Genomic DNA, 25,602 nt, shown 5'->3' on the forward strand with positions numbered 1-25,602 from the left:
GCACGACGGCCCCCGCCGGGGAGCGGGGGCCGTCGAAGGAGAGGAGATGGCAGGGATCGGTTACGCCGCGTCCTGCTGGGAGCTGCTGGAGCCGCCGCCGAAGAGGCGCTCGAGCATGGACTCCTGGGCGTTGTTCTGCTGGGTCGAAGCGCTCTGGCTGTTCTCGTCGGAGCCGAGCGTGACCTCGACCTGCTTGGTCTCGCCGTTGCGGTTCACGTCGAGGGTCACCTTGTCGCCGGGGTTCTTGGAGCGGACGTCCAGCATGAGGTCGCTGGCGGACGCGACATCCTGACCGTCGAACTTGGTGATGATGTCGCCTTCCTGCAGGCCGGCCTCGGCGGCGCCGGAGCCCTCGCTGACGGCCGCCACGTACGCGCCCTCGTCAACCGACAGGCCGTAGCGCTGCGCGTTCTGGGCGTTCACCGTGGACAGCGACACGCCGAGCTGCGCATGGGTCGGGGTCTTGCCGTCGATGATCTGCTGCGCGAGGTTCACCGCGTAGTTCACCGGGATGGCGAAGCCGACGCCGGAGTAGTTGCCCGAGTAGGACGTGATCAGCGTGTTGATGCCGATGAGCTTGCCGTCGGCGTCGACGAGCGCGCCGCCGGAGTTACCGGGGTTGATGGCGGCATCGGTCTGGATCATGTTCGGGTAGATGGTGGTCTCGCCGGAGCTCTGGCCGTACTGGTCGGTGCTGGCGTCCATGATCTGCGAGCGGCTCGTGGCCGACACGATGCCGGTGGCGACGGACTGCTCAAGGCCGAACGGGCTGCCGATGGTCATGACCCACTCGCCGATGATGAGGTCGTCGGAGTTGCCGATCTCGATGGGGGTGAGGCCGCTGGCATCCTTGGCCTTGATGACCGCGATGTCGGAGCTGGGATCGCTGCCCACGACCTCGGCATCGTAAGTCTCGCCCTCGACGGTCACCTTGTAGGCATCGCCGCCGGCGATGACGTGGTAGTTCGTGATGATGTAGCCGTCTTCGGTGAGCACGACGCCGCTGCCGAGCGACGCTTCGGTCAGCGTATCCGAGCTGGAACCGGAATTCGAGCCGAAACCGTACATGCCGCCGGCGTTGGACTGGTTCGCGTACACGTCGATGGCGGCCACGGAGGGCAGGGCCTTCTGCGCCACGGCCTCGGCCAGCGTCTGGTCGGACTCGGCGTCGGTGGCGTTGATGCTGCCGGAGTTCTGCGAGCCGAGCTGGGTCGACTGGCCTCCGTCGTTGCTCGAGGACGAGCCGCCGTTCATGGACTGCCAGATGCCGAAGCCGCCCAAGCCGATGGCGCACGCGACGGCCGCACCCAAGAAGGCGAGCAAAAACGTGCGGCCTCCGTGCGACTTCTTCTCGACGGTCACCGCCCCTGCCGGATGCTGGGGATGTTGCGGCTGCTGGTAGTACTGCTGTTGCTGCTGATAGTACGGCTGCTGGCCCGTCGGGGCGGCATGCTGGGCATGCTCGTCGCCTTGCGTCGGCGGCACGGGGCCGTTGCCAGGGGTGCCATGGGTATCGGTCATGTGCTTCACGCTCCTTTAATTCGTGCTGGTCTATGATCGCCAAGCTTTTCATTTATTGAATGCCGTCACCTTATCACTCCCCTCCCCAGTTCAGAGACGCTCGAAACCATTTGTCACCTTTGCGACACGGAATTACACCAAATGGTGTACGCAGCGAAACCGACCCGTACACCGCCCGGCGCACAAACCGGGGAGAGGAGGGGCCGCGAGCCTGTTTTTACAAAGAACCCGATCCTTCGTTTTGCGGAGCGGAGTATCATACGGGGCATCGAACAACGATGACGTCAGAGGAGCGCGTATGGCCGAATCATCTTCCCCTCGCCGCACCATGAGACAGCGTTTCCAAGCGCTCTACGTCCGGGTGCTGTTGCGGTTGCTGCCGCATCTGATCAACGCGTTCAAACACGTCTCGCCGAAAATCCGCGCGGAGGTGGATTACCTGGAGCCGGGCTACACGTTCATGCTGTCCGTGAACGGGACGAGCCTGGCGTGCGCGTGCCGGCGCACGGCGTCCGGCGCGTTCAAGCGCGTGCCTCCCGACCGTCTGGCCACCGACGTGGAACCCGGCAGCGGCCTGGCCAGCGCCGACGCGCAGGCCGTCACCGTCGATTACGTCATCGCGTTCCGTTCGCTGGCCTACGCGTTCAGCTGCTTCTCGGGCGGCACGACGCTCAAAGCCGCTCTCGCCGAGCGCGCGTTCTCCACGCGCGGGCCCAACAACACGGGCGTCTCCCTCACCTATATGTTCACGGCGCTGCTGAAGCTGTTCTTCGGATGGCGGGCCGCGTACCGCGCGTCCGCCGCCCGCCCGTCGTCCCCGTCCGCCCCGCGCGCCTGATCGCCGTCCCCGATCGCCAGGAGGAGCACATGCAAGGATTCGAGTTTTCCTGCCCCACGAAAATCGTAGCCGGCGCGCACGCGCTGGACAAGCTGCCCGACGAGGTGGCCGACCGCGGCATGAAGCACCCGCTGGTCATGACCGATGCCGGCCTCGTGAAGCTGGGCGTGGCCGCGAAGCTGACCGACGTGCTGGACGCCGCCGACGTAGCCTACGAGATATTCGACCAGGTGCCGCCCGACTCGTCGATGGACGTGGTGAACGAGGTAGCGCACCTGTTCACGGAGCGCGCCTGCGATGGGTTCGTGGCCATCGGCGGCGGCTCGGTCATCGACACGACGAAGGGCGCTGCCGCCTCGCTTGCCTGCGAGGGCGTCGATTTCGCCACGCTGCAGGGCTCCGAGATCCTGCACGCCGACCTGCCGCCGCTCATCGCCGTGCCCACGACGGCCGGCACCGGCAGCGAGGTGACGCTCGTGGCCGTGGTGGCCGACACGAAAAAGCACGCGAAGCTGTCGTTCACCTCCTACAAGCTCGTGCCGCACGTGGCCATCCTCGACCCCGCGCTCACGTCCTCGCTGCCGCCCAAGCTGACGGCAACCACCGGCATGGACGCACTCACGCACGCCATCGAGGCGTACACGTCCATCCAGAAGAACCCCGTGTCAGACGCGTTCGCCATGAAAGCCATCGAGCTCATCGCCGACAACCTGCCGCTGGCCTGCCGCGACGGGGCGAACGCCGAAGCGCGCACGAGCCTGGCGCTGGCCTCGCTCATGGCAGGCGCGGCGTTCTCGAACGCGATGGTGGGCATCGTCCACGCCATCGGCCACTCGCTGGGCGGCCTCTGCCACATCCCGCACGGCCAGGCCATGATGATGCTGCTCCCCCACTGCGTGCGGTTCAACCTGGACCGCGGCATCCATGCCGGAGTTTACGGCCAGCTGCTGGGCGCCCTCGCCCCCGCGCGCGCCGCGGCCCTGGGCGCCGATGCCGCGCCGGGCGTGCGCGACGAGGCGTTCGCCGAGCACCTGTTCTCGCTCAACGAGCTGTACCGCGACGGCTACGGCGTGCCCCTCAAGCTGTCCGATCTGGGCGTGTCGCGCGACGACCTGCCGGCCGTCGCCAAGCAGGCGCGCTACGACGGCGCCGCGCTGTACAACGAAACCGAGATCACGCTGGAAGACGCGCTCGCCATCCTCGAAGCCGTCTACTAGAGCAAGCGAAGGAGTCCGCATGACCGCCACCCCCGTGCACCCCGTATACGAAAGCGTCGCCGACGTCGAAGCCGCCGCGCAGGCCATGCGCGATTTCTACCTGACGGGCGCCACGCTCGACATCGACTTTCGCCGCCAGGCCCTCGTGAAGCTCAAGGCGTACCTCAAGGCGAACGAGGAACGCATCCTCGGCGCGCTGACCGCCGATTTGGGCAAGGCGCCGTTCGAGGGCTACGCCACCGAGCTGGGGCTCGTCTACGACGAGATAGCAACCTGCCTCAAGCACCTGAGCGGCTGGTCGAAGCCGCGCCGCGTGCCCACCCCCATCGTGCACTTCCATTCCACGTCGAAGGTGTACCCGAGCCCTTTGGGCGTAGTGCTCGTGCTCAGTCCGTGGAACTACCCCGTGCAACTGGCGCTCGTGCCGATGGTGGACGCCATCGCCGCCGGCAACTGCGTGGCCCTCAAGCCCTCACGCACCTCGAAGCACACGAGCGAGCTTCTCATCGACATCCTGGCCAACGTGTTCCCGCCCGAGTTCGTGCGCGGGTTCCCCGGATCGGGCGCGATGAACGATTGGCTGCTCGAGGTGCGGTGGGACCAGATCTTCTTCACGGGCAGCCCGAACGTGGGCCATACCATCATGGAAGCGGCGGCGAAGCACCTGACGCCCGTGGTGCTGGAACTGGGCGGCAAGAGTCCCTGCATCGTGGACGAAACGGCCGACGTGAAGCGTGCGGCACAGCGTGTGGCCTGGGGAAAGGGCATCAACTGCGGACAGACCTGCGTCGCGCCCGACTACTTCCTCGTGCACGAGCGCGTGGCGGACAGCTTCGTCGGGCAGCTGGACGCGTGCTTTCACCGGTATTACGGCGAGAACGTCCTCGCCTGCGACGAATGGCCGCATATGATATCGCAGCGCCACTTCGAACGCGTGATGGGACTCATCGAGCAGCGCAACCCGAACGCCACGGTGGCATTCGGCGGTCACGGCGATCCCGACACGCTGCGCATCGAGCCCACCTGTCTGCGCGGCGTGACGCTCGACGACCCCGTCATGAACGAGGAGATCTTCGGGCCCGTGCTGCCCATCCTCACCTACAAGACGCTCGACGAGGCTTTCAGCATCGTGCGCACATTCGAGAAACCCCTGGCCACATACGTGTTCTCGAACGATAAGCACGTGCAGCAGCGCGTGATACGCGAGCTGCCGTTCGGCGGCGCCACCGTCAACGACGTGGTCATCCATCTCGCGAACAACCACATGGGCTTCGGCGGCGTAGGTAACTCAGGTATGGGCGCCTACCATGGCAAAGTGGGATTCGACTGCTTTACCCACTACAAGTCCACGCTCACGAAGGGCACCTGGATCGAGATGCCCATCCGCAATCCCCCGTTCGGCGACAAGATCAAGCTGCTGAGGATGCTGATGAGGTAAGGATGCCCGAGCGAGCCCGCGTGGCGCCGGGAATAGACCCTACGCCCGGAAGCGGGGAACGAGAGAGAGGTAGTCGGCAGCAAAGCGATCTTGGAACGAGCGGCACGTGTCAAGAAGCCATCCCGGCTCTTCGGCATAGTTCGCCAGGCCGCGCAGGTAGAAGAGCTTTTCGCCATCGGCCACTATGAACGGCAGCACGTCGGAGACAAGGCACGTACGGAACATGAGCACACGGCTGACGCGGCCATTGCCGTCCTGGAACGGATGAATACGCTCGAAACGATAGTGGAAATCGGCGATCTGCTCGAGGGTCGCGCACCGTTCATCGAACGAATCGAGGAGATCTCGCAACTCGCGCTCAACGGAATCAGGGGCAGCCGTCAACACGCCGCCTACTTCGTTCGGAAGGGTTTTCAAAACGCCCGGCGCAAAGACGGGATCCGATTCCGCTTGCATGGTTCCCGCCTTGAGCACCCGATGGAACGCGAGCAGCAGGTCGAGATCGAGAGGTTCGTCCGCCGTGTCCAGCATGAGGTCGAACAGCTTGAAATGATTTCCCGCTTCGACGATGTCATCGAAGCGGGCATCGCCGGACACGGTACGCGTCTCGAATATCTGACGGGTCTGATCGACCGATAGGCGGCTGCCCTCGATACGGTTCGAGTTGTACGCCATCTCCACCTGCGTCTTGTGATATAGGTTGCCCTCAAGCTTGATCCTCTTCTGGCGCAGGTACTCGCCGAGCAGCGCATGCGGTTCCATCAGCCGGCTCCTTTCGTTGGAGCACAGTATACCAGTGCCGCCCGATCGACCGGGCGGCACTGCGGAGTACCCGCCTTTCGGGATTCGCTACTTCTTCTCGATGGGCACCTGGATCTCGGTGAGCCACTCGGACTCGGGAGCGCCGCTCCAGATGCCGTCGATGTAGCTCTCGCGGGGCAGATCGACCATGCGGTAGCCGTTCTGCTCGACCCACTCCATCGCGAACGCGTAGGCGCGCGGCAGGTCGGCGTACGGCCCGCGGTGCATGACGGACACCACGGTCGCGGCGGGAACCTCCTCGAACACGATGCCGTCGCTCTCGACCCCGAACGACTCCACGGCCTCGCTGTACTTCATCGTGATGTCGCGCTCTTTATACTCGCCGTCGAGGTACGTGATGAAGCAGTATTCGGGCGTGGCGCACTTGAGATCGGGGTTCGACGCGCGCACGGCGCGCCCGATAGCGGGAATGACCTCGAAATATGCGGAATAATCGGGTACGGTCATCGTCTTGGAGAACACAATGCAGCTGGGAATGTCCTTGATGGTTGCCTGATAGTCCATGGTAAACCCCTTTTCTTCGTCTGAAAGCATGAATGCGATGCGCGCGAGGCGATCCTCGCACGCGATGAGCTCCCGCTCGATCTCGTCGCGACGCTGCGTAAGTATGGGACGCGGGTCGGCGCCGCCGACGATGGAGGTCACCTCGTCGATGGCGAGTCCCGCCTGCCTGAGCGATTGGATGCGGTGCAGGTCGGCAAGCTGCTGGGTGGTGTACAGGCGGTACCCTGTCACGCCGTCAACCGCCGCCGGGCGCAACAGGCCGATGCGATCGTAATGGTGTAGCGTCTTGATGGTGGTCTTGCCCATCTTCGAGAATTCTCCGATGTAGAACACGTGTCTCACCTCCTTCTCATCGCATTCAACAGCCTCCTGCAACAGGAGGGTCAAGGGGTTTTCCAAACATAGTATCGCGCGCCGTGCGCATGCGCCTCGAGGAAATGAGGAGGTTTTGCGACGAGTGAAACAATTCGGCATCGGATGGCGTGTTCGAGGTGAAGGGGTTGCTCACGAGCGTCTTTCAGGTTGTTTTCAACATCGACCGATAAGCTACAAGCAAGCCGACCCAAGAGAAAGGTGCGAGCATGGCCATCGAACCGCCCCATAGGCGCACCTCGCGCACCCGCAGCACCTCATATCGCCGTCGGCTGCTCGCCCGGCAGCATCTTCCCCGCATGCGCCGCGAGCGCCCGATCTTCAGGCGACGCAATCGCTGGACCCCCACGCGCCTGTGCTTCTCGGCCGCGGCGGCGCTGCTCGTGGGAGCGATGTCGTTCTCGCTGCTGTCCTCCCCCTTCGCGGTTGCCGACATCGATGCCGAAAAACGCGCCGCGCAGGACGTGGCCGCCATGCAAGCGGATGTTTCCCAAGAGCAACGCGCCATCTCCTTCGAGGTGCCCGCGATCGAGCAGTACCCCGAGCTTCCCACCGGCTGCGAGTCCGTGGCGTTGACGAACACGCTGCTGTCGCTCGGATTCGAGCTGGAGAAGACCGAGATCGCCGACGCGTGGCTGCCCCGCAGCGACAGCGACTTCGTGACGGCGTTCATGGGCGACCCGCACGCGACCGACGGCCACAGCTGCATGGCGCCCGCCATCGCCCAAACGGCCGCCGCCTACCTGGCCACGCAGGGATCCTCCCTGGAGGCCGTCGACCTCACCGGCTCCTCGCTCGAAGAGGTGCTCGGCGAGGTTGCCGTTGGGAACCCCGTGATCGCCTGGTGCACGATAGGCCTTGCGGACCCGGGCACCGCCTACCAGGTGGAGCGCGCAGGCGACCGTACGTACCGCCTGTACGCGAACAGCCATTGCGTCGTGGTGAGCGGCTACGATCTGGATTCAGGCGTGGTGCTGGTCAGCGACTCGCTCGCCGGCCAGGTGAGCTATGACCTGCAGCAGTTCGCAGCCCGCTACTACGAGCTGGGGGCGCAAGCGGTCGTCATCAAGTAGAGCTTGCGCCTATGCCCCTCGTGCAGCCGCAGGATGCGGCGACGAGCGCTCACGCTACACGAACCTGATCTCGACCTTCTTGCCGAAGCCTCTCGCCAGCTTGCCGATGGTGCGCAGCGTCGGGTTGGCATTGCCGGTCTGGATGCGGCTGATCACACGCTGGTTCAGCCCCGACGCCTTCGCGAGCTGCTCCTGCGTCATCCCGGTTTCGTTGCGCGCATCGATGATGGCGAGCCGCAACTGGAACTCCGCCTCGTCCTCTTCCCAGCACTTCCGGAATTCGGGGTCTTTCAACTCTTCGGCCAAATGCCTCGTGAAATCGTCTTCATAGCGATCTTCCACGTCAATCACCCTTTCGAGTCCTTAGCCCGATAGTCTTCACGATAGCGTTTCGCTCTTGCGATCTCCCTTCGGGGCGTGCGCTGGGTCTTCTTGACGAACCCGTGCGTCAAAACCACCACGTCGCCGACGCAGAAGAAGAACAGTATCCGACTGGTGTTGTTTCCCATCGTCGTTCGCAACTCGAATATGCCGTCTTCGAGGTGCTTCGATTCCGGCTCGCCTATCAGGTGCCCTTTCGTGCGCAACAGCTCAATCGAGCGCATCGTCTTGCTCCTCAGTTTGCCGTCAAGCGATTTGATGTAGTCTTTCGCGGGTTGACGGCCGCTCGGGAGCGCGTAGTAATCGACGAACATCAGTCTCGCCTCCCGTGCGTATTCACTTTACTACATATATATAGTAAAAAGCAAGCATCAGGGGTTTGAGAGTCAGAAAAAGCAGCCATGCGTCCATCCCTTCTCTCAGCTGCCTACCGTTAAGGAAGGCGACTGTCCCGCAGGTTGCCCTGCGGTTAGGATGAACGTCCAGCCGCTATAGCATCAGTATACCGAACATCGGTTCGGTAGTCAAGAACATTTGTACGATTTTTGTCGCCGATTCCACAGGGGTGCGGCGCGCGATCGGCGCGGCGTAAGATGCACGCATACCGGAGCCTCCGCCGCGCCATGAAGAACGGGGAAGGTTACCCCGTATGCGCTTCTCGAAGCGCGGCGATCTCCTCGGCAAAGCCGGACAGCTCGGGGTTGGGGGTTTCCAGGTAGAACGGCAGGTCCCGCAGCTTCGGGTGGTTCGTGACGGCGGCGAGCGCGGCCAGGCCTATCTCTCCCTCGCCGATGCGCGCATGGCGATCCTTATGCGAGCCGCGCGCGTTCTGGGAGTCGTTGAGGTGGATGGCGCGCAAACGGTCGAGGCCGATGACGCGGTCGAACTCCTCCACCACGCCGTCGAGGTCGCCCACGATGTCGTAGCCCGCATCCCACACATGGCACGTGTCGAGGCACACGCCCACGTGGTTCTCGAGCTCCACCTGCGCGATGATGGCTGCCAGCTCCTCGAACGTGCCGCCGATCTCGCTGCCCTTCCCCGCCATCGTCTCGAGCAGCAGCGTGGTGGTCTGGTGCGGCAGAAGCGACTGGTTGAGCGCGTCGGCGATCTTCGCGATGGCCGCTTCGTGCGTCTGGCCGGTGGCGCTGCCCGGATGCATGTTGTACAGCTGGTGCGGCGTCTCCTCCATGCGGCCGAGGTCCTCGGCCAGCACCATGAGCGCGAAATCGCGCGTCTGCTGCTTGTCGGACGCGGGGTTCAGCGTATAGGGCGCGTGCGCCAGGATGCGCGTGATGCCGTGCTCGGGCGCGTAGGCCGCGTATGCCGCCACGTCCTTCGGGTCGATGGCCTTCGCCCGCCCGCCGCGCGGGTTGCGCGTGAAGAACTGGAACGTGTTGGCGTCGATGGACACGGCCGCCTTCGCCATATGGAGGTAGCCCTTAGCGCTCGAAAGATGGCATCCGATGGTGAACATGCGCGGATCCTTTCCGGTGATTAAATCGTGACGCATATGGTAGCATATGCGCTTAGGAGTTCGCGCGAGCCTGGTGCAGCTTCTCGATAGCGGCGCCGTACTTCGCAAGCGTCGGATCCGGGGCCTCGAGGTAGAACGGCACGGCGCGCAGCTTCGGATGCTTCACCATCGCGGCGAGCGCCGGGAAGCCGATCTTGCCATCGCCGATGGGCGCATGGCGATCCTTGTGCGAACCGCGCCCGTCCATGCTGTCGTTGAGATGAACCGCCCCCAGCTTGTCGAGGCCGATCACGCGGTCGAACTCCTCCACCACGCCGTCTAGGTCGTCCACGATGTCGTAACCCGCGCCCCACACCCGACACGCGTCGAGGCACACGCCCACGTGATCGCACAGATCGACCTTCTCGAGGATGGCGGCCAGCTGCTCGAAGGTGCCTCCCACTTCCGTCCCCGATCCGGCCATGGTCTCCAGCAGCACACGCGTCGTCTGCGAAGGGGTCACCACGTCGTTGAGAGCCGCGGCCACCTTGTCGAGCGCGACGTTCTCCGGCTGCCCGAGGGCGCTTCCCGGCCGGAGGGTGTACAGAGCATGCGGCGTCTCCTCCATGCGCGCCAGATCCTCGGCGAGCACCATCATCGTGAAATCGCGCTCGCTCAGCTTGTCGCTGGCGGGGTTCACCGTGTAGGGCGCGTATCCCATGATGAGGTCGATGCCGTGCTCGGGCGCGTAGGCGCGGAACGCGGCGAGATCCTTCGGGTCGAGCGCCTTCTGCGCGCCGCCGCGCGGGTTGCGCGTGAAGAATTGGAACGTGTTGGCGTCGATGGACACGGCGTCCTTCGCCATGTGAAGGTATCCGTCTTTATCCGAGAGATGACAGCCGATGGTGAACATAGCGGCATCCTTTCCGATCGTGGGGATCCGAGGACAATGCCGCCTATCCTAGCGAACAGCGCGGGCGTGCGCGGCGGGCGCAGGTGCGATGCCGCACAGTTGTCAGCAGGTCGTTGCGGCGCGATCATCCGACGCCGAAGAACACGGCAAGGCGCACGCCGTACACGATGACCACGAGGCCTCACGCCACGTTGACGATGCGCGGCACGCGATCGTTGAAACGGCTGCCGAGAACCGACGCGAGGACTGTGGCGAACCCCCGCACCAGTAACCGAGCTTCCCAGACAAGCGACCCGCGTTTCTGCTACCGTATCCGACGACGACCATCATACCCATGTTACCGCGCCCGTGCGGCGCATGCCGAAAGAGAGGCTCCCCATGATTCGCGAAGCGCAGCCGTCCGACCTGGAAGACGCAGCCCGGCTCGCCTCCTGCCTGTGGCCCGAGCATGCGCCCGCCGACCTGCAGCCGGAGTTCTCCGAGCTGATCGAGAGCGACGAGGCGGCGGTGTTCCTGCTGTTCGACGACGGATGCCGCAGCGAAGACGGCGCCTGCGGGTTCGCCCAGTGCCAGCTGCGCCGCGACTACGTGGAGGGCACGTCCTCGAGCCCCGTCGGGTACTTGGAGGGCATCTACGTCGACGAGGCGTGCCGGCATCGAGGGCTGGCGCGCGAGCTGCTGCACGCCTGCGAAACGTGGGCGAAGGAGCGCGGCTGCACCGAATTCGCCAGCGATTGCGAGTTGGACAACGCGGCCAGCCTGGCGTTTCATCTCCACGCGGGGTTCGAGGAAGCGAACCGCCTCATCTGCTTCGCGAAGCGATTGTAGCGCCGACGAACTCAAGAGCGACGTCCGCGAGCATCGCCTGCAAGCTCGGCCTCGCCGCCCTCGGCGAATTCGCCAGTTCACGCCGATTTCGCCAGCGTCGGTTTCGCTCTTGCCATGATCTGGGAATTCATCGCGCTGTTCTTCGTGTTGGCCGCCGTCCAGCTCCGCAAGAAGCGCGCGTAGAGCCTCCCGGAAAGCCCGCATTGACGCCCCCCCCCCCGGAAGTTTTATACTGGAACGCGCGGGGACGGGTCGTCGTGTATGAACGGAGCCGAAGGAGCAGAACATGAAGAAGGGGTATCTCGCCGTCGGCGTCCTGTTCGCGATCGACGTGGTGGTCACGGCAGCGTTCGTGTCGATGATGCCCGACCAAGTGCCGGTTCACTTCTCAGGCGGCGAGGTCGATCGCATCGGCAGCCGCTACGAAACGTTCACGGTGGTGGCGCTCGCGTTCGTGTTCGGATTGTTCCTGATGCTGCTCGCGAAGTTCGGCGAGCAGGAGAACCGCGCCACCATGATGAAGCTCAACGTCGGCATACAGGCGATGTTCATCGCCGTATCGGTGTTCGTGTCGCTCAACACCCTGTCGTACGATCCCACCGCCGTCGCCGTGGGCGCGCCCGACGGCGCCATATCGAAGATCGGCATCCTCGTCATCGGCGCCACGCTGCTGTTCCTCGGGAACCTCATGCCGAAGACGACGCGGAACGCCGCGTTCGGCATCCGCTTGCCGTGGACGCAAAAGAGCGACGAGGCGTGGCAGAAAGGCCAGCGGTTCGGCGCGTACGCGTCCATCCCCGCCGGCATCCTCATGATCGCCTGCGGCATCCTCTTCGACGGCGAAGTTGCGTTCGTCGTCGCCATCGTCATCTTCGTCGTCTGGACCCTCGTCAGTATCATCGGCTCGTACTTCGCCTGCAAGGATGTGCAGGGCTGAGGCGACGTCCGAAGCGGTGCGACGAAGCGCTGCCTCAATGGAACGGGTGCGTCGGCTCCATGCGACGTGCAAAGCTCGACCCTATCGGGAGCTACAGGTTTTCGTGCAGTACTTACTTTCATGTTGCAGATTGAAGGCTCCTGGAACAAACTCGTGCATGAGGCGAAGAACGCGACCTGGGCATACGACCTTCAGATGCCGTAGTCGGATGCTCGACAGCCCGCTGCCGCTTTCCAAGCGCAACATTTGGGTTATTACTGCACGTTTTCGGACCGTCCCCACGACGGAGTCAGGGGCCGTACGATGCCCGCTATCCCCCCGGGCGAGGCTCAGCGCCCAGCTCTTTCTCCATGACGGCGTAGACGAGCACGGCTTCGTCTTCGACGGGGAACTGCTCGTGGTGCAGCGTGCGGTAGCCGCGGTGCTCGTAGAGGCTCGTCGCCGGCAGCGAGGCGTCGAGCAGGGCCGTCGCGTGATCGCGCGCGATCTCGTCCTCAAGGCGCTGCATGATGAAGCTGCCCACGCCGCGCCCCTGGAAGGCGGGCGCCACGTACACGCGCGTGATGTGGTTGCCGTCGCGGCAGCCTGTACCGACCACGCGGCCGTCCACGAGCACGACGCCCTCGCGCTCCGCCGCCACGTCGGCCGCGATCGCGTCGCGGCTGTGCAGCCCGCAGAACGACTCCACCACCGCCTGCGGGTAGTAGCGCGGATACACCGCTCGTATCGTGCGCTGCACCAGCTCGTACAGCTCGTCGACCTGGCTTTCCGCAGCCGCCGCGTACTCCATCCGCCCTCCTTCTCCGCCATCGTGGCCGCTTATTATCTCACGAGCTTCGGGGTATACTACCCGCTAACGAATCGAAGCTGCGAAGGGATGGAGCATGGGATATCGCATCGTCGAGGTGACCGCCGACAAGAAGCGGTACCTCGATCTGCTGTTGTTGGCAGACGAGCAGGAGGACATGATCGACCGCTACCTGGACGACGGCAGGCTCTTCGTCCTCGACGACGACGGGACGAAGTGCGTTGCCGTGGTCGTCGCGCTGAACGAGAAGGAGTGCGAGCTCAAGAACATCGCCACGTACCCGCAGCACCAGGGAAAAGGGTACGGGAAGGCCATGGTCGACCACCTCTCCAACCTCTACCTCAAAGCGTTCGAAACCATGTATGTCGGCACGGGCGACGTACCGAAAACCTTGGGCTTCTACGAGCGATGCGGCTTCCGCATCTCGCACCGCAACGAGAACTTCTTCACCGACAACTACGACCATCCCATGTTCGAAGACGGCATCCAACTCCGAGACATGGTGTACCTCCGCAAGGACGCCTGACCGCCGTTACAGCACGATCCCCAGCGCCACGGCGCAAGCCACCAGCGCGACCGCGACCGCCATCACGGCCACGTCGTAACCCGCAAACGGGTACTCCTTGTAGCCGCTCGCCACGCCGCGCAAGTTGAAGCCGCGCACCTCAGCGGCGATGGCGGCGCTGTTGGTCTTGCGGACCGACGACACGAGCAGCGGCACGCACAGCGGCACCATCAGGCGCACCTTCCGCACGATGCCGCCCGCGTCGAACTCCACGCCGCGCGCGGTCTGCGCCTCCATGATGCCCTTCATGTCGTTCATGAACAGGGGGATGAAATGGATCGTGGACGTGAACGTGAACGCGTATCTGTACGGCACGTGCAGCACCTTCACCACGGCGTTCGTGATGTCATTCATCTTCGTGACGTAGAACACGAGGAACAGCGGGATGGCCGCGGCCACGAGGCGCACCACCGTGGTGAGAGCCGCCAACAGGCTGCCCGTGCCGATGTAGCCCCACGGCAGCTCCACCAGAACCGCCCCGCTCGGCGTCGTGAGGATCTGGACGACGGCGAGGATCAGCGAGAACGCGAACACCGCCTTCGCGAGGCCGATGGCAGGCCTCGTCATGCCGCACGTCGCGGCCAGCGCGAACCCGACCGCCAGCAGCGCAGCCAAGAACACGAGGTTGCTCGAGCAGAAGCACGCGACGGCGAACAACGCGGCCGCCGCCAGCTTGGCCACGGGGTTCATGCGATGCAGCAGACTGGTGCCGGGCACGTATTCGAGAAACGAGCTCATGCGCACACGCCCCTTTCGACGTTTTGGATCGTTCGAGCCTCTTCGACGACGGCGGCCAGCATCTCGTCCACCGTGTTGGCACGGCCGATGGCCGTTTCGGCGAGCCGCGGCATGTCGCGTGCCAGCTCAAGCGACAGGTCCACGATCTGCGGCGGAACGAGCGAGGCGCGCTCGAGCGTGTCGCGGTTGCGCAGCACGTCGAAGGTGGGGGCGTCGTCCACCACCGTGCCGTCGCTCATCACGATGCAGCGTGTCGCGAAGTCGGCCACCACCTCCATGTCGTGGCAGACCATGATCACCGTCGTGCCCCGCTCGTGGATGCGGCGGACGATGTCCATCACCTTCGCGCATTCGCGGTAGTCGAGCCCCGTGGTGGGCTCGTCGAGCACCACCACCGGCGGCGCGAGCACCACGATGGAAGCCAGCGCCAAAAGCTGGCGCGCACCGCGGTTCAGCAGGAACGGGTCGTCGTCGGCATCGAAGCCGAACTCCTCGATGATGGCGTCCACGCGCTCATCGGCCTCGGGACCCGCCTGTCCGAGCGCCTTGAACCCGAACAGCAGCTCCTCGCGCACCGTGTTGCAGCAGATCTGGCTGTCGGGATTCTGGAACAGGAAGCCCACGCGCCGCGCGAGCTCGCTCGTGCGCAGCTCGGTCGTGGGAACGCCGTCGATGAGCACCTGGCCGGCATCGGGCTTCAGCAAGCCGTTCACCAGGCGCATCGTAGTGGACTTTCCCGCGCCGTTCGTGCCCACGAACGCGACGAACTCGCCGTCGCGGATCGTGAAGCTGACGCCCTTCAAGATGGGCAGCGTTGCCTCGTAGGACGCGTGCACGTCGTCGAACTCGATCATGCGAGCACCTCTTTCAATGCCTCGCGCGCTTCGCGCACGTTGCAGACGGACGCGCCGCCGTACAGGCCCTCGGCGCGCAGACGGTTCATGAGCGTGGTCGAACGCGGGCAGTTGACGCCGATCCGCTTGAGCTCGTCCGAATGCTCCAGCACCTTCGCGGGCTCGTCGGCGAAGCGGATGCGCCCCTCGTCGACGATGACCAACAGGTCGGCGTACTGGGACAAGAGCGCGATCTTCTGCTCCACCACCACGACGGTGGTGCCGTGCTCGCGCGCATAGCGCGCCAGCAGGTCGAACACCGCTTGCGAACTGGCCGGATCGAGCTCGGCGGTGGGCTCGTCCAGCACGAGCACTCGCGGGTTGAGCGCCAGGATGGACGCGATGGCCACCTTCTGCTTCTGCCCGCCGGACAGCGACGAGATCACGCGATCGCGCAAATCGGAGATGCCCATGTCGGCCAGCGCCCGGCTCACGCGGCCCTCGATCTCATCGCGCGGCACGCCGAAGTTCTCGAGACCGTAGAGCACCTCGTCCTCCACGATCGACGTGACGAACTGGCTGTCGATGTCCTGGCACACGCTGCCCACCACCCGCGACACGTCGGTGAGCGCAACCTCGCAGGTGTCGAGCCCGTCGATGACGACGGAGCCGTAGAAGTCGCCCGGATAGCAATGCGGGATGATGCCGTTCAGCCCGTAGGTCAGGGTCGATTTGCCCGAGCCGGCGGCCCCGGTGATGCCGACGAACGCGCCGTCCGGGATGGTGAGGTCGATGCCGCTCACCACCGGCCGCTCGTTTTCGCGGTACTGAAACGTGAAATCGCGTATCTCTATCATGTCGAGTCTTTCTTCCGAATCGTAGGTTGGCGTAGTAAGTCAGCGAGGTCGGCAGTGGCATCCGAGATCGTGGGGAGGGCGAGGGCGACGCGTTCTTGCGTACGCGAACCCTCGTCATCGCCGCGAGATCGGATGCCACGGCCGACCGCAGCGTCGGCAGGTTCCGCGGGCCGTGAGCCCGCGGAACCTCTAGCGCTTGAGAACCTTCTTCAGCGGCACGGCAAGAACCTGCACGAGGATGCAGTTGAAGGTGGCCGTGCCGAACACGATGGCCGCGTACGTCGCCAGCGCCACCATGACGTCGCCGCCCGTGGACACGACGTTGATGTAGACCGACAACAGAGCGAAGGTTCCGCCGGACACCACCGTGGAGACGAACGTGTTGACGAGCGGATTGAGGTCGAGCTTGCCGCCGATGCGCATCGGCACCTTGATGAGCAAGCCGCAGGCGAGCGCGCCGAGAACCTCGGAGGGAATGTTCAAAAGCGGCGTGGCGTTCAGCAGGGGAATCTGGCAGATGAGCCCTGCCAGCAAGCCGATGATCAGGGCTTGGCCCAGCTTCGGCCGCGTCAGGATGATGGCCAGGCAGTACATGGCGATGATGAAGTTCGGCTTCATGCCCATCGACGAGAGCAGCGAGCCCACCGTCAGCTTGAGCACCGCCCCGGCCGCCAGCAGCACGGCGATGAGGATGAGATCCTGCGTGGAGAGGCCCGCCTTCTTGGGCGCTGCCGCCACGTCGCGCTTGCGCGGCGCTGCCGCCTCGCCCGCCGCTGCCGTCTGCGTTGCTACCTCGCGCTTGATCTGCTGTTCCATGTTCCTCAATCCTTTCTTTGGCGGAGTTCCCGCCGGTCATTGCCCCTCCCGGGGCGTTTCGTTTGCCGGCACGAACTTCGCGGATGAGGATCGACCCCGCGCAACCAACTGCATGGCTTCGGCGCCCAGCGCCCCACAATGAAAAAGACCTGTCCTTCTCATCGAAGGACAGGTCTTATAACCTGCGGTGCCACCTTCACAGTTGATTCCGCGATGCGGAACCCTCTCACGAACATGCCAACACATGTTCTGCCCTTAACGCAGGCTCACGGTCCAGATACTCGGTCGGTTCGGCTGCTTGCGCACCGCGCCTCCCTTTCCCCTTTCCCTCGGCGATCCATTTACCATCCAGCTTACTGCGGGAATCCCAGCTACGCCCGCTCTCTGTGAGTGCTCATGATGGCTTGACTTTCGCCTCATAGGTTTCAAGGTATTAAGTTGTGGCGCAAACTATAGCACAGAGGTCCGGAAAGCTGTCAAGAAGTTTTTCGCGGAGCAAGGCATCGGCGGTCAGGCACGCAAAACCCGCGACGACAAGCGCGAAGACCCTGACGCCGTTGCTGGGGCCCTATGCCGCGGCTGCCTGTCTCCGCTTCGCGCGCCAGAAACATGCTCAGTTTTGGTCGAATTTGCACGATATTCATCAACGCAGAGCTCACTTCCAGCGAGAAGCTTCAATAGCCAACTCCCGACCTGCCCGAATGACGCAGTGAACCGGAATCGCTCCCATGTCTCAACGAAGAGAACGCGCTTATCAGGTGAATTCCGTGCAAAATCGACCACCAATCACGAATTCTCTGGCACGCCGCGGGCGAAGCGCGGCGCGTCGGCGGCTCCAGCGCCTCGACTACGCTACCGCGCGATCGGCACCCTACTCCGAAGCAGCATCCCCCGCCGACAGGTACGTGACGAGAAGGCGACGGGTTTCGGCCGCCGAAGGCTCCGCATCGCCGCACACGTGCAACATGGAGCGGGTGCGCGCCAGGCCGATGGCCGTGGACGAGGCCACGAGCGCCTCTTCCTCGACGGGCTGGTCGGCCAGCATGCGGCGCTCGGGATGCTCGGCGAGGTACGCGCGCAGCGCATCGGCGATGGAGCGCTGCACGGCCAGCAGGTCGCGCTGGCCCTGGAAGAACAGCTGGGGCATGGAGCGCAGGGCCTCGCGGCGCAGGTTGACGATGCTCTCGTCCACGCCCGACGCAAGGCTCGTGCCCACCACGCCCACGAGGACGTCGAGGTAGCATGCTTCGTCGTGCTCTTCGAGGATCTCGGCCAGCCGCTCGTCGTCGGGAAACGAGTCCATGCGCCCCATGATGGCGGCCGCCTTCGACGAGAAGTAGTTGAAGAACGTCTTCTTGGATATCTCGGCGCGGGCGCAGATGTCCTCCACCGTCACGCCGTCGAAGCCCCGCTCGATGACCAGCTCCAACGCCGCTCGCTCTACCGCGAGCCGCGCCTTGAGCTTCTTGCGATACCGCAGACCTTCCGCCGAAGGTTGTGTCTGTTCCACGACGCGCGCCCTTTCGCTGCCGATGATGTGCCGTTTCCGTGCAGGGTACCACAACTTTTCAATACAGGACTTTTCATCTACCGAATGAATATTTATACTGAGTGTAAATCACGTCAACCGCATGAAAACGGGCGTCTTTGAAGTCGGGTTCGCTGCAAGCTCCCCTTCAAAGGCGCCTTTGTTCGCGGAGCATATTCGGAAGGAACTGGTATATGGGTTTATCGCGTAAGCAGATCGTCATGCTGGCCGTGCTCGTGTTCGGCACGTTCGTGACGGTTCTGAACCAGACCGTCGTCGCCCCTGCGCTGCCGTCGGTCATGGCCGAGATGAGCGTCGACGCCTCCACGGCGCAGTGGCTGACCACGGGCTTCACCCTCGTGAATGCCATTATGATCCCCATCACGGCATTCTTGACGGACCGCTTCACCACGAAGCGGCTCTTCCTCGTGTCCATGGTCATCTTCACCGCGGGCAGCTTGCTGGCGGGCTGGGGTCCCAGCTTCGCCGTGCTGCTGCTCGGCCGCCTCGTGCAGGCTGCCGGCGCCGGCATCCTCATGCCGCTCGTGATGACCGTGCTCATGTGGACGTTCCCCGTCGACAAGCGCGGCACGGCCATGGGCCTGTTCGGCATCGTCATCGCGTTCGGCCCGGCCATCGGCCCCACGGTCGCCGGCGTGATCATCGACCGCTACACCTGGCACGACATGTTCTACATCATCACGGTGCTGTCGGCGCTCGTGGTGCTCATCGGCGCATTCGTGCTGGAGAAGGGCGGCGAGACGAACAAGGACGTCAGCCTCGACGTGCCCTCGGTCGTCCTGTCGTCCTTCGGCTTCGGCGGCCTCTTGTACGGCCTGTCCACCATCGGCTCCTACGGCCTGCGCGTCGATGCCGTCGCGGGCACGCTCGTGGGCGTGGTGGCGCTCGTGTTTTTCTTCCGCCGCCAGCTCAAGATGGAGCACCCCATGCTGCAGGTGCGCGTGCTGCAGAACCGCAAGTTCCTCATCGCCACCATCATCGGCATGCTCGTGCAGGGCGCCCTGCTTGCCGCCGGCATCCTCGTGCCCATCTACCTGCAGTCGCTCATGGGCTACTCGGCCACCGTGTCGGGCCTCGTGCTGCTGCCCGGCGCCATCATCATGGGCGCCATGGGCCCCATCGCCGGCCGCCTGTTCGACAAGCACGGCCCGCGCGTGCTCAGCATCATCGGCATGGGCGTGCTGACGCTCACCACGTTCTGCTTCGCGTTCCTGGGAACCGAGACGGGCATCATCACGCTGACCGTGTTGTACACGGTGCGCCTGTTCTCGCTGTCGCTGGTGAACATGCCCATCACCACCTGGGGCATGAACGCGCTGGACAACGAGCTGGTGAACCACGGCACCTCGGTCAACAACACGTTCCGCCAGGTAGCGGGCTCGCTGGGCACGGCCATCATCGTGTCCGCGTCCACCATCGCCACGAACATGACCTCCGAATCCATGGGGCAGCTGCAAGGCAGCATCTTCGGCATCGACGTGGCGTTCGCGCTGGCCGGCGTGCTGTGCCTCGTGGGCTTCGTCATGGTGGTTGCGCTCGTGAAGAACAAGCCGGGCGAGGCCGCCGAGAAGGACAAGGACAACGCGCGCCGCACGGTGCTCGAATCCATCATGAAGCGCGACGTGTTCACGCTCCCCGCGAACGCCACCGTGGCCGAGGCCATGCAGGTGCTCGTGGACAAGCACATCAGCGCCGCGCCCCTCGTGGACGCGGACGGCAAGGCCGTGGGCTTCGTGTCCGACGGCGACATCATGCGCTACCTGTCGAAGCGCAGCACCATGATGATGGATCCCGTGGTCATGATCATGCAGACCGTGGACGCCGACGGGGGCAACCAGGACTTCGCCCGCAAGCTCGACGAGCTCATGACCATGCCGGCGAAGAGCATCGGCGCGAAGGGCATCATCGGCGTGGACGTGCATGCCGACCTTCCCGAGGTGTGCCGCGTGCTGGGCGAGAACCATTTGAAGAAAGTGCCCGTGCTCGACGAAGGCCAAGTGGTGGGCGTGATCAACCGATCCGACATCACCCACTACTCCATGGAGCAGTACCTCGCCGAGCGCGGCGAAGAGGCGCTGGCCGCGGGCGACGGCCCCGACGGGCCGTCGAAGCTCGAACGCGCCGAGGAAGCCGCCGCGCTTCCCGACGACGAGGCGGTGGCCTCGTCCATCTAGGGCCGCCCCCGCTCGAGTGCCGGTCGCATCCTTGTTCCGTTCCGAAAAGGCGGCAGCCCGATGGCTGCCGCCTTTTTTCGCAGCGTATCCGCCTGGTTTCGCAGGGAGTGCCTGCAGCTCCTTCCCCCATGCTAGCATTCGAGGGTCAACGTACTCGAAGGAGGCCCTTTGTGAGAAAACGACTGCTCCCCCTGGTCGCAATCCTGGCCCTTGTCTGCTCGCTCGCGCCGAGCGTCGCATTTTCGGACGAAGGAGGCGATTCCCGCGCCCACATCGCTGTCGAGATCGAGATCGGCGCAGACGGCTCGCCGATCAGCGCGTCGGGCGACGGCTGGACGTACGAAAACGACGTGCTCGTCCTCGAGGCGGGGCACGCATTCACGTTCACGGGGTATACGTTCGACGTCTCTGGCGAAAACCGCATCCGGAACAAGGGTATCATCGAGAACGGCGTCTTCTTCGACAAGTCCAAAACGTACCGCTTCGCCGTGCGCAACGAAGCGAGTGGCGTGATCAGGGGCGGCACGTTCAACGCAAGCATCGGCAACTCCGGCATCATCGCAGGCGGAAGATTCTACGACGACCCGAGCTATGAGCACGGCCCTTATGTGAGCACCTCCGGCGGTACTATCACGGGCGGCACGTTCGACTGCATGGTCACGGGCATCGGAAGCGGCGCGATCGAGGGCGGCGAGTTCGACGGGTACGTAAACCTGATGGCGGGCTTCATCATCAAAGGCGGCACCTTCAACGAAGAGGTAAACAGCGGCAATCGCTCCAGCAACCTCGGCGGAACCATCGAGGGCGGCGAGTTCAAAGACACCGTGAGCAACTGGGGGCTCATTGAGGACGGCACATTCCATGCATCCGTGTACAACATGTCGAACAACGCCGGGGCCGGCACTATCACGGGCGGCACGTTCCACGACTATGTGACCAATTACGAAGGCGCCGTGATTTCGGGAGGCGCGTATAGCGACGGCGGCAACAACAACTCCGTTCAGAGCAACGGTACCATCAGCGGCGGTGAGTTCAACATCAACGTGAACAACGCGGGCGTCATTGGGGGCAACAGCACGTTCAGCGCCTACGTGGAGAACCGTTCCGCTGGAGCCATCGAGGGCGGCACGTTCGACGACGAGGTGTACAACACGGGCTCTATCGCCGACGGCTCGTTCAGAAGAACCGTCACCGTAACCGAAGGCGGCATTATCGCAGGCGGAACGTTCGCCTCATCGAGCCGTGTGAAAAGCAACGACGACGGCACCATCACAGGCGGCACGTTCGATGGCACGGTGATCAACGGCGATGTTGATTGGCCAGGCGCCGTCATCAACGGCGGCACATTCACGGGCGTGGTGAAGAACCACGACACCATCGCGGAGGGAACCGACGCCGACGGCAACCCGACGATTCCCCGCTTCGACGCCGTGGTGACCAATGAGTCCGACGGCGTTATTGCAGGTGGCGCGTTCGAGGGGTCGGTCATCCAGAACGACGGCGTCATCGCGGCCGGCACGTTCGGCGTCTCGGGCTCCGTGCAGAGCAGCGGCACCATCAGCGGTGGAGCATTCGGCGGCATCGTGGGCAACGAGGCATCGGGCACCATCAAGGGCGGCGAGGCGGATGGTCCCACCTTTGACGGTAGCGTGAGCAACTACGGTGTCATCGCAGGCGGGACGTTCCTGGAAAGCGGTTCCGTTGCCAACCGCAACACCTCCAGCGGCCCTGGAGCTATAACGGGCGGTGTGTTTCTCGGCACGGTATCGAGCGTTGGCATCATTTCAAACGCAACCGACGGCGACGGCAAGACGACGATTCCCCATTTCGCTGGCATCGTGACCAACGGGCGCAGTGGCGTTATTTCGGGCGGGCGCTTCGAGCATGCCGTCATCAATCGGAGCGGAGTGTTTGATGCAGGCGCTTACCCGGTGAAGTTGAGCCTGACCGGGCTGACCATCAGGGAGCTCACCGAGACTTCGACGCTGGCCACTGGCGACAACACAGGGGAAGACACCGACATCGGACTGTACGCAACCTTCGAGAAAGACAGCTCCGAAAGCAATCTGTTCACGCTCGCGGCCGACAAGGGCTATGCGCTTCCCGACACAATCGCGCTGCACCACGAGTCGCCGGGCAGCCCGGAACTCGTCGCGGGAGACGACTACACCTACGATGCGACCACCGGCACGCTTGCAATCAAGAAGAGTGCCGTCACAAGCCCGCTCTATCTCGCAGCAAGCGGAATCCCGATATCGGACCCCGAGCCGGGCCCGAGCCCCGATCCGGACCCTGATCCTGCGCCGGTGCCCGACCCCGAACCGAAGCCCGATCCAAAACCCGCACCCCCGGCAGATCCTGTGCCAGAGCCCGTAACGCCGGGTGCATCGACGCCCGAGCCGCCGCCGTCGACAACGACAACGGCGGCGGCAAACGGCACGTCGGCCACTGCACTTGCAGCGACTAGCGACACCGCTTTGCCGCAGGTGGCGTTCGGCCTCGCCCTGTTCTCCGGATGTGTCCTGATCGTATGCGCAGCACAACGCCGAGCGAATCGACGAAACCAGTCGTAGGTGATCGAGCGGCAAGCCCCCATCCACAGCGGCGGCCTTCATGGCCGCCGTCTCCATTTTGGGCCCTGAACATTTCCCGTTGCATTTTTTACTATCAATGATAGTATTAGCGGTGAGAGGAAGGAGCCGGCATGGCAAGCACGTCGATCGAGATCATGATTCTGGGCGCGCTCATCGAACGACCGATGAGCGCGTACGAGATGGACAAGACGTTGGAAGAACGCAACGTCCGACGCTGGATACGCATCAGCTCGCCGTCGGTGTACCGCAACGTCATCCGCCTGTGCGACGAAGGCTACGCCGACGGCACCGTCGTCAAGGAGGGCGAGATGCCCGAGAAGACGGTGTACACCATCACGGACAAAGGGCGCGACCGCTTCGCCGAGCTCATGGACGAGGCCGCCGCGCTGCCCGCGCGCGTGGACTTCGGTTTCCTGCCCGTCTTGGCGAACATCAGCCTCGTAGACGAGAAGACCGGCCGTGCCCTCATCGACGAGCTCATCGAGACGCACCGAAGCACGGCGGAGCGCGTGGATACGCTCATACCCGCATACGAACGCCTCGAGGCGCGAGCGACGATGGAGCTGTGCGCCGGCACGTACCGCCTGGTTGCGAAGCACCTCGAGCAGTTCGAGAAGGATCTGTACGGCGATGCTTGAGCGGCAAGACGCGAACGAATGTTTCACGTGAAACATCGTGCCGACGAATGCTCCCTGCGCCCGCCTCCTCCTCTTGCATCCCGTCGCCCCTGCGTTGAGCAGGGACTCTGCACATGGGGGCGCGGCGGAAGGGACGCGGCGGCGTGCGCAGGAACCGACGAACCGGGTAACCGGTTTCTTTTTTAAGCACTAACTATCATTGATAGTAGTATTGTAGATAGGAGAAATCATGGACGTGGAAGACTTGAGGGAACAGGCGCTCGACGCGGGAACGCGCACCTCGGCCGCAGCCGCGCGCAACAGGGCGCTCGAGGGCGCGGCGAGCGGCGCGGCCCGGCGCAGCGGGCGGACGCAGATGGAGAGCAAGCCCTTCCCCACCGCCGCCGTGCTGGGAGGACTGGCATTGAGCCTGTTCATGGCCGCGCTCGACGCTACCATCGTGAGCACCGCCATGCCGAAGATCGCCGCGGGCCTGGGCAGCTTCGACCACTACACCTGGCCGTTCACCTCGTACCTGCTCACCTGCACGCTGGCGACGCTCTTGTGCGGCGCATGCGCGACGCGCTTCGGCCACAAGCGGGTGTTCGCCTGCGGCATCAGCGTGTTCGCCGTCGCATCGGCCGGTTGCGCGCTGTCGAACAGCCTCGACGCGCTCACGGCATGGCGCGCCGTGCAGGGCGTGGGAGGCGGGCTCGTGGAGGCCGGCGTGTTCATCGCCATGGCCGAGCTGTTCGAGCCGCGCGTGCGCGGGAAGTACATGGGCATCCTCTCGTCCATGTACGGCTTGGCCTCCATCGCGGGGCCGCTGGCCGGCGGGCTGATCGCCGACACGGTTGGCTGGCACTGGATATTCCTCGTCAACCTGCCATTGAGCATCGTGGCGCTCGTGCTGGTGGTGCGGTTCCTTCCCGGGAAGCAAGCCCATGCGGAGCGGTCGTTCGACCTGCCCGGCGCCGTGTGCGCAGCCGCCGCCATCGTGCCGCTCACGCTTGCGTTCAGCCTGACCGGCAGCGCGTTCGCCTGGTTCTCCGTGCCGTTCTTCGGGCTCCTCGCGACGGCCGTCGTCATGATCGCCGTGCTCGTGCTGGTCGAACGACGCCGCGATCACGCCATCGTGCCGGTTCGGCTCTTCCGCCGCGCGCAAGTGAACGGGGCGGTGGCGATGGGGTTCTGCTCGCAGTTCGCCCTACTGGTCGGCGTGATGTTCGTGCCGCGGTTCGTGCAAGAAGGGTTGGGGCTCTCGTCGACCGCCTCGGCGCTGGCCACCATCCCCATGACGCTGGCGCTCGTGGTGGGCAGCACGTTGGCAGGGCGGGTGTTCGGCAGGAACGGGAGAATGCGCGCTATCAGCCGTATCGGGTTCCTCGTGCTGGGCATCGGAGCGCTGCTGCTGTGCCTCGTGGGCCCTGCAACCAGCATGGTGCAGCTTGCGTGCTCGTCGGCGGTGCTGGGATTCGGCATCGGCGTGAACATGCCCATAACCAACATCGCCGCTCAAACCGCCGTGGAGCCGCGCGACATGGGCAAGGTCACCTCCCTCGCGCTGTTCTTCCGCGGACTGGGCGGCACCGTGGGATCGGCGGCATGCGGCGCGGTTGCCGGCGCGTCGTTCGCGAGCGCCGCGCTGCCCGTGTTCGCCCTCTGTATCGGCGCGGCGGTCGCGGGCCTCGCGCTGTCGGGCACGCTTCCGCGGCTCATCGAGCGTCGCAGGTAGAGGGCGAGGCGACGGG

General features: G+C 64.4%; 24 protein-coding genes. 11 read left to right on the forward strand and 13 right to left on the reverse strand.

Annotated features, from left to right (window positions below):
• Window positions 1-60: 60 nt before the first annotated feature.
• A complete protein-coding gene (locus C1A15_RS15255) occupies window positions 61-1,521 on the reverse strand; it encodes a S1C family serine protease (protein ID WP_101723358.1) in 1,461 nt (486 codons plus the stop codon).
• Between the two features lie 298 nt (window positions 1,522-1,819).
• Between C1A15_RS15255 and C1A15_RS15260 the strand changes: the two genes are divergently transcribed.
• Genes C1A15_RS15260 through C1A15_RS15270 form a run of 3 tightly spaced genes read left to right on the forward strand, consistent with a single transcriptional unit; the run spans window position 1,820 to window position 5,014 of the window.
• Window positions 1,820-2,359, forward strand: a complete 540-nt coding sequence (locus tag C1A15_RS15260; RefSeq protein WP_101723359.1) for a D-alanyl-D-alanine carboxypeptidase — start codon at window positions 1,820-1,822, stop codon at window positions 2,357-2,359.
• Window positions 2,360-2,388: 29 nt separating this feature from the next.
• Window positions 2,389-3,576 (forward strand): iron-containing alcohol dehydrogenase, encoded by a 1,188-nt coding sequence (locus tag C1A15_RS15265; protein ID WP_101723819.1) that lies wholly within the window; start codon window positions 2,389-2,391, stop codon window positions 3,574-3,576.
• 19 nt (window positions 3,577-3,595) lie between these two features.
• The gene (locus C1A15_RS15270; RefSeq protein WP_101723360.1) at window positions 3,596-5,014 is read left to right on the forward strand and encodes an aldehyde dehydrogenase; all 1,419 of its coding nucleotides are present in this window, start codon (window positions 3,596-3,598) and stop codon (window positions 5,012-5,014) included.
• Window positions 5,015-5,053: 39 nt separating this feature from the next.
• Here C1A15_RS15270 and C1A15_RS15275 read toward each other — a convergent pair whose 3' ends face one another.
• Together C1A15_RS15275 and C1A15_RS15280 are read right to left on the reverse strand one after the other, a co-directional pair.
• Window positions 5,054-5,776: a Fic family protein gene (locus tag C1A15_RS15275; protein WP_101723361.1), complete on the reverse strand. Its 723-nt coding sequence runs from the start codon at window positions 5,774-5,776 to the stop codon at window positions 5,054-5,056.
• A gap of 87 nt (window positions 5,777-5,863) precedes the next feature.
• Window positions 5,864-6,673, reverse strand: a complete 810-nt coding sequence (locus C1A15_RS15280; protein WP_180953120.1) for a MerR family transcriptional regulator — start codon at window positions 6,671-6,673, stop codon at window positions 5,864-5,866.
• Window positions 6,674-6,921: 248 nt separating this feature from the next.
• On the opposite strand from C1A15_RS15280, the gene C1A15_RS15285 reads away from it, so the two are divergent.
• Entirely contained in the window at window positions 6,922-7,785 is an 864-nt protein-coding gene (locus C1A15_RS15285) for a C39 family peptidase (protein WP_101723363.1), read from the forward strand.
• A 54-nt stretch (window positions 7,786-7,839) separates the two neighbouring features.
• Here C1A15_RS15285 and C1A15_RS15290 read toward each other — a convergent pair whose 3' ends face one another.
• The 4 genes from C1A15_RS15290 to C1A15_RS15305 all read right to left on the reverse strand — a co-directional run bounded on the left by C1A15_RS15290 (window position 7,840) and on the right by C1A15_RS15305 (window position 10,535).
• Window positions 7,840-8,136, reverse strand: coding sequence for a helix-turn-helix transcriptional regulator (locus tag C1A15_RS15290; RefSeq protein WP_219618201.1), 297 nt, complete (start codon window positions 8,134-8,136; stop codon window positions 7,840-7,842).
• Complete coding sequence (locus C1A15_RS15295; RefSeq protein WP_101723364.1) at window positions 8,133-8,480, reverse strand: type II toxin-antitoxin system RelE/ParE family toxin; 348 nt, start codon at window positions 8,478-8,480, stop codon at window positions 8,133-8,135. Before C1A15_RS15295 ends, C1A15_RS15290 begins: the two co-directional genes overlap by 4 nt.
• Window positions 8,481-8,806: 326 nt before the next feature.
• Complete coding sequence (locus tag C1A15_RS15300) at window positions 8,807-9,643, reverse strand: deoxyribonuclease IV (protein ID WP_101723365.1); 837 nt, start codon at window positions 9,641-9,643, stop codon at window positions 8,807-8,809.
• 52 nt (window positions 9,644-9,695) lie between these two features.
• Window positions 9,696-10,535: a deoxyribonuclease IV gene (locus tag C1A15_RS15305; RefSeq protein WP_101723366.1), complete on the reverse strand. Its 840-nt coding sequence runs from the start codon at window positions 10,533-10,535 to the stop codon at window positions 9,696-9,698.
• Window positions 10,536-10,913: 378 nt separating this feature from the next.
• Between C1A15_RS15305 and aac(6') the strand changes: the two genes are divergently transcribed.
• The gene (aac(6'), locus tag C1A15_RS15310) at window positions 10,914-11,363 is read left to right on the forward strand and encodes an aminoglycoside 6'-N-acetyltransferase (protein WP_101723367.1); all 450 of its coding nucleotides are present in this window, start codon (window positions 10,914-10,916) and stop codon (window positions 11,361-11,363) included.
• Window positions 11,364-11,649: 286 nt separating this feature from the next.
• Window positions 11,650-12,300 (forward strand): SdpI family protein, encoded by a 651-nt coding sequence (locus C1A15_RS15315; RefSeq protein ID WP_101723368.1) that lies wholly within the window; start codon window positions 11,650-11,652, stop codon window positions 12,298-12,300.
• A gap of 310 nt (window positions 12,301-12,610) precedes the next feature.
• On the opposite strand, the gene C1A15_RS15320 is transcribed toward C1A15_RS15315, so the two are convergent.
• Window positions 12,611-13,090 (reverse strand): GNAT family N-acetyltransferase, encoded by a 480-nt coding sequence (locus C1A15_RS15320; RefSeq protein ID WP_101723369.1) that lies wholly within the window; start codon window positions 13,088-13,090, stop codon window positions 12,611-12,613.
• Window positions 13,091-13,184: 94 nt separating this feature from the next.
• On the opposite strand from C1A15_RS15320, the gene C1A15_RS15325 reads away from it, so the two are divergent.
• Complete coding sequence (locus C1A15_RS15325) at window positions 13,185-13,634, forward strand: GNAT family N-acetyltransferase (RefSeq protein ID WP_101723370.1); 450 nt, start codon at window positions 13,185-13,187, stop codon at window positions 13,632-13,634.
• Window positions 13,635-13,640: 6 nt separating this feature from the next.
• Here C1A15_RS15325 and C1A15_RS15330 read toward each other — a convergent pair whose 3' ends face one another.
• The 5 genes from C1A15_RS15330 to C1A15_RS15350 form a co-directional block, all read right to left on the reverse strand.
• Window positions 13,641-14,411: an energy-coupling factor transporter transmembrane component T family protein gene (locus tag C1A15_RS15330; protein WP_101723371.1), complete on the reverse strand. Its 771-nt coding sequence runs from the start codon at window positions 14,409-14,411 to the stop codon at window positions 13,641-13,643.
• Window positions 14,408-15,265 carry an energy-coupling factor ABC transporter ATP-binding protein gene (locus C1A15_RS15335; protein ID WP_101723372.1) on the reverse strand — a complete coding sequence of 286 codons (858 nt, stop codon included), beginning with the start codon at window positions 15,263-15,265 and terminating at the stop codon, window positions 14,408-14,410. The genes C1A15_RS15330 and C1A15_RS15335 overlap by 4 nt, the downstream gene beginning before the upstream one ends.
• Window positions 15,262-16,101 carry an energy-coupling factor ABC transporter ATP-binding protein gene (locus C1A15_RS15340; protein ID WP_101723373.1) on the reverse strand — a complete coding sequence of 280 codons (840 nt, stop codon included), beginning with the start codon at window positions 16,099-16,101 and terminating at the stop codon, window positions 15,262-15,264. Before C1A15_RS15340 ends, C1A15_RS15335 begins: the two co-directional genes overlap by 4 nt.
• Window positions 16,102-16,290: 189 nt before the next feature.
• The gene (locus tag C1A15_RS15345; protein WP_101723374.1) at window positions 16,291-16,917 is read right to left on the reverse strand and encodes a tryptophan transporter; all 627 of its coding nucleotides are present in this window, start codon (window positions 16,915-16,917) and stop codon (window positions 16,291-16,293) included.
• 871 nt (window positions 16,918-17,788) lie between these two features.
• The gene (locus tag C1A15_RS15350; protein WP_101723375.1) at window positions 17,789-18,427 is read right to left on the reverse strand and encodes a TetR/AcrR family transcriptional regulator; all 639 of its coding nucleotides are present in this window, start codon (window positions 18,425-18,427) and stop codon (window positions 17,789-17,791) included.
• A 212-nt stretch (window positions 18,428-18,639) separates the two neighbouring features.
• On the opposite strand from C1A15_RS15350, the gene C1A15_RS15355 reads away from it, so the two are divergent.
• From C1A15_RS15355 to C1A15_RS15370, 4 genes are all read left to right on the forward strand, one after another.
• On the forward strand, window positions 18,640-20,640 hold the full coding sequence (locus C1A15_RS15355) for an MDR family MFS transporter (protein ID WP_101723376.1): 2,001 nt from the start codon (window positions 18,640-18,642) through the stop codon (window positions 20,638-20,640).
• A gap of 128 nt (window positions 20,641-20,768) precedes the next feature.
• Complete coding sequence (locus C1A15_RS17090; RefSeq protein ID WP_180953121.1) at window positions 20,769-23,213, forward strand: hypothetical protein; 2,445 nt, start codon at window positions 20,769-20,771, stop codon at window positions 23,211-23,213.
• A 131-nt stretch (window positions 23,214-23,344) separates the two neighbouring features.
• On the forward strand, window positions 23,345-23,872 hold the full coding sequence (locus C1A15_RS15365; protein ID WP_101723377.1) for a PadR family transcriptional regulator: 528 nt from the start codon (window positions 23,345-23,347) through the stop codon (window positions 23,870-23,872).
• Window positions 23,873-24,101: 229 nt separating this feature from the next.
• Window positions 24,102-25,586, forward strand: a complete 1,485-nt coding sequence (locus tag C1A15_RS15370; protein WP_101723378.1) for an MFS transporter — start codon at window positions 24,102-24,104, stop codon at window positions 25,584-25,586.
• Window positions 25,587-25,602 lie beyond the last annotated feature (16 nt).

It is taken from the genome of Eggerthella timonensis, from assembly GCF_900184265.1.
In the GTDB taxonomy this organism is placed as follows: Bacteria; Actinomycetota; Coriobacteriia; order Coriobacteriales; family Eggerthellaceae; genus Eggerthella; species Eggerthella timonensis.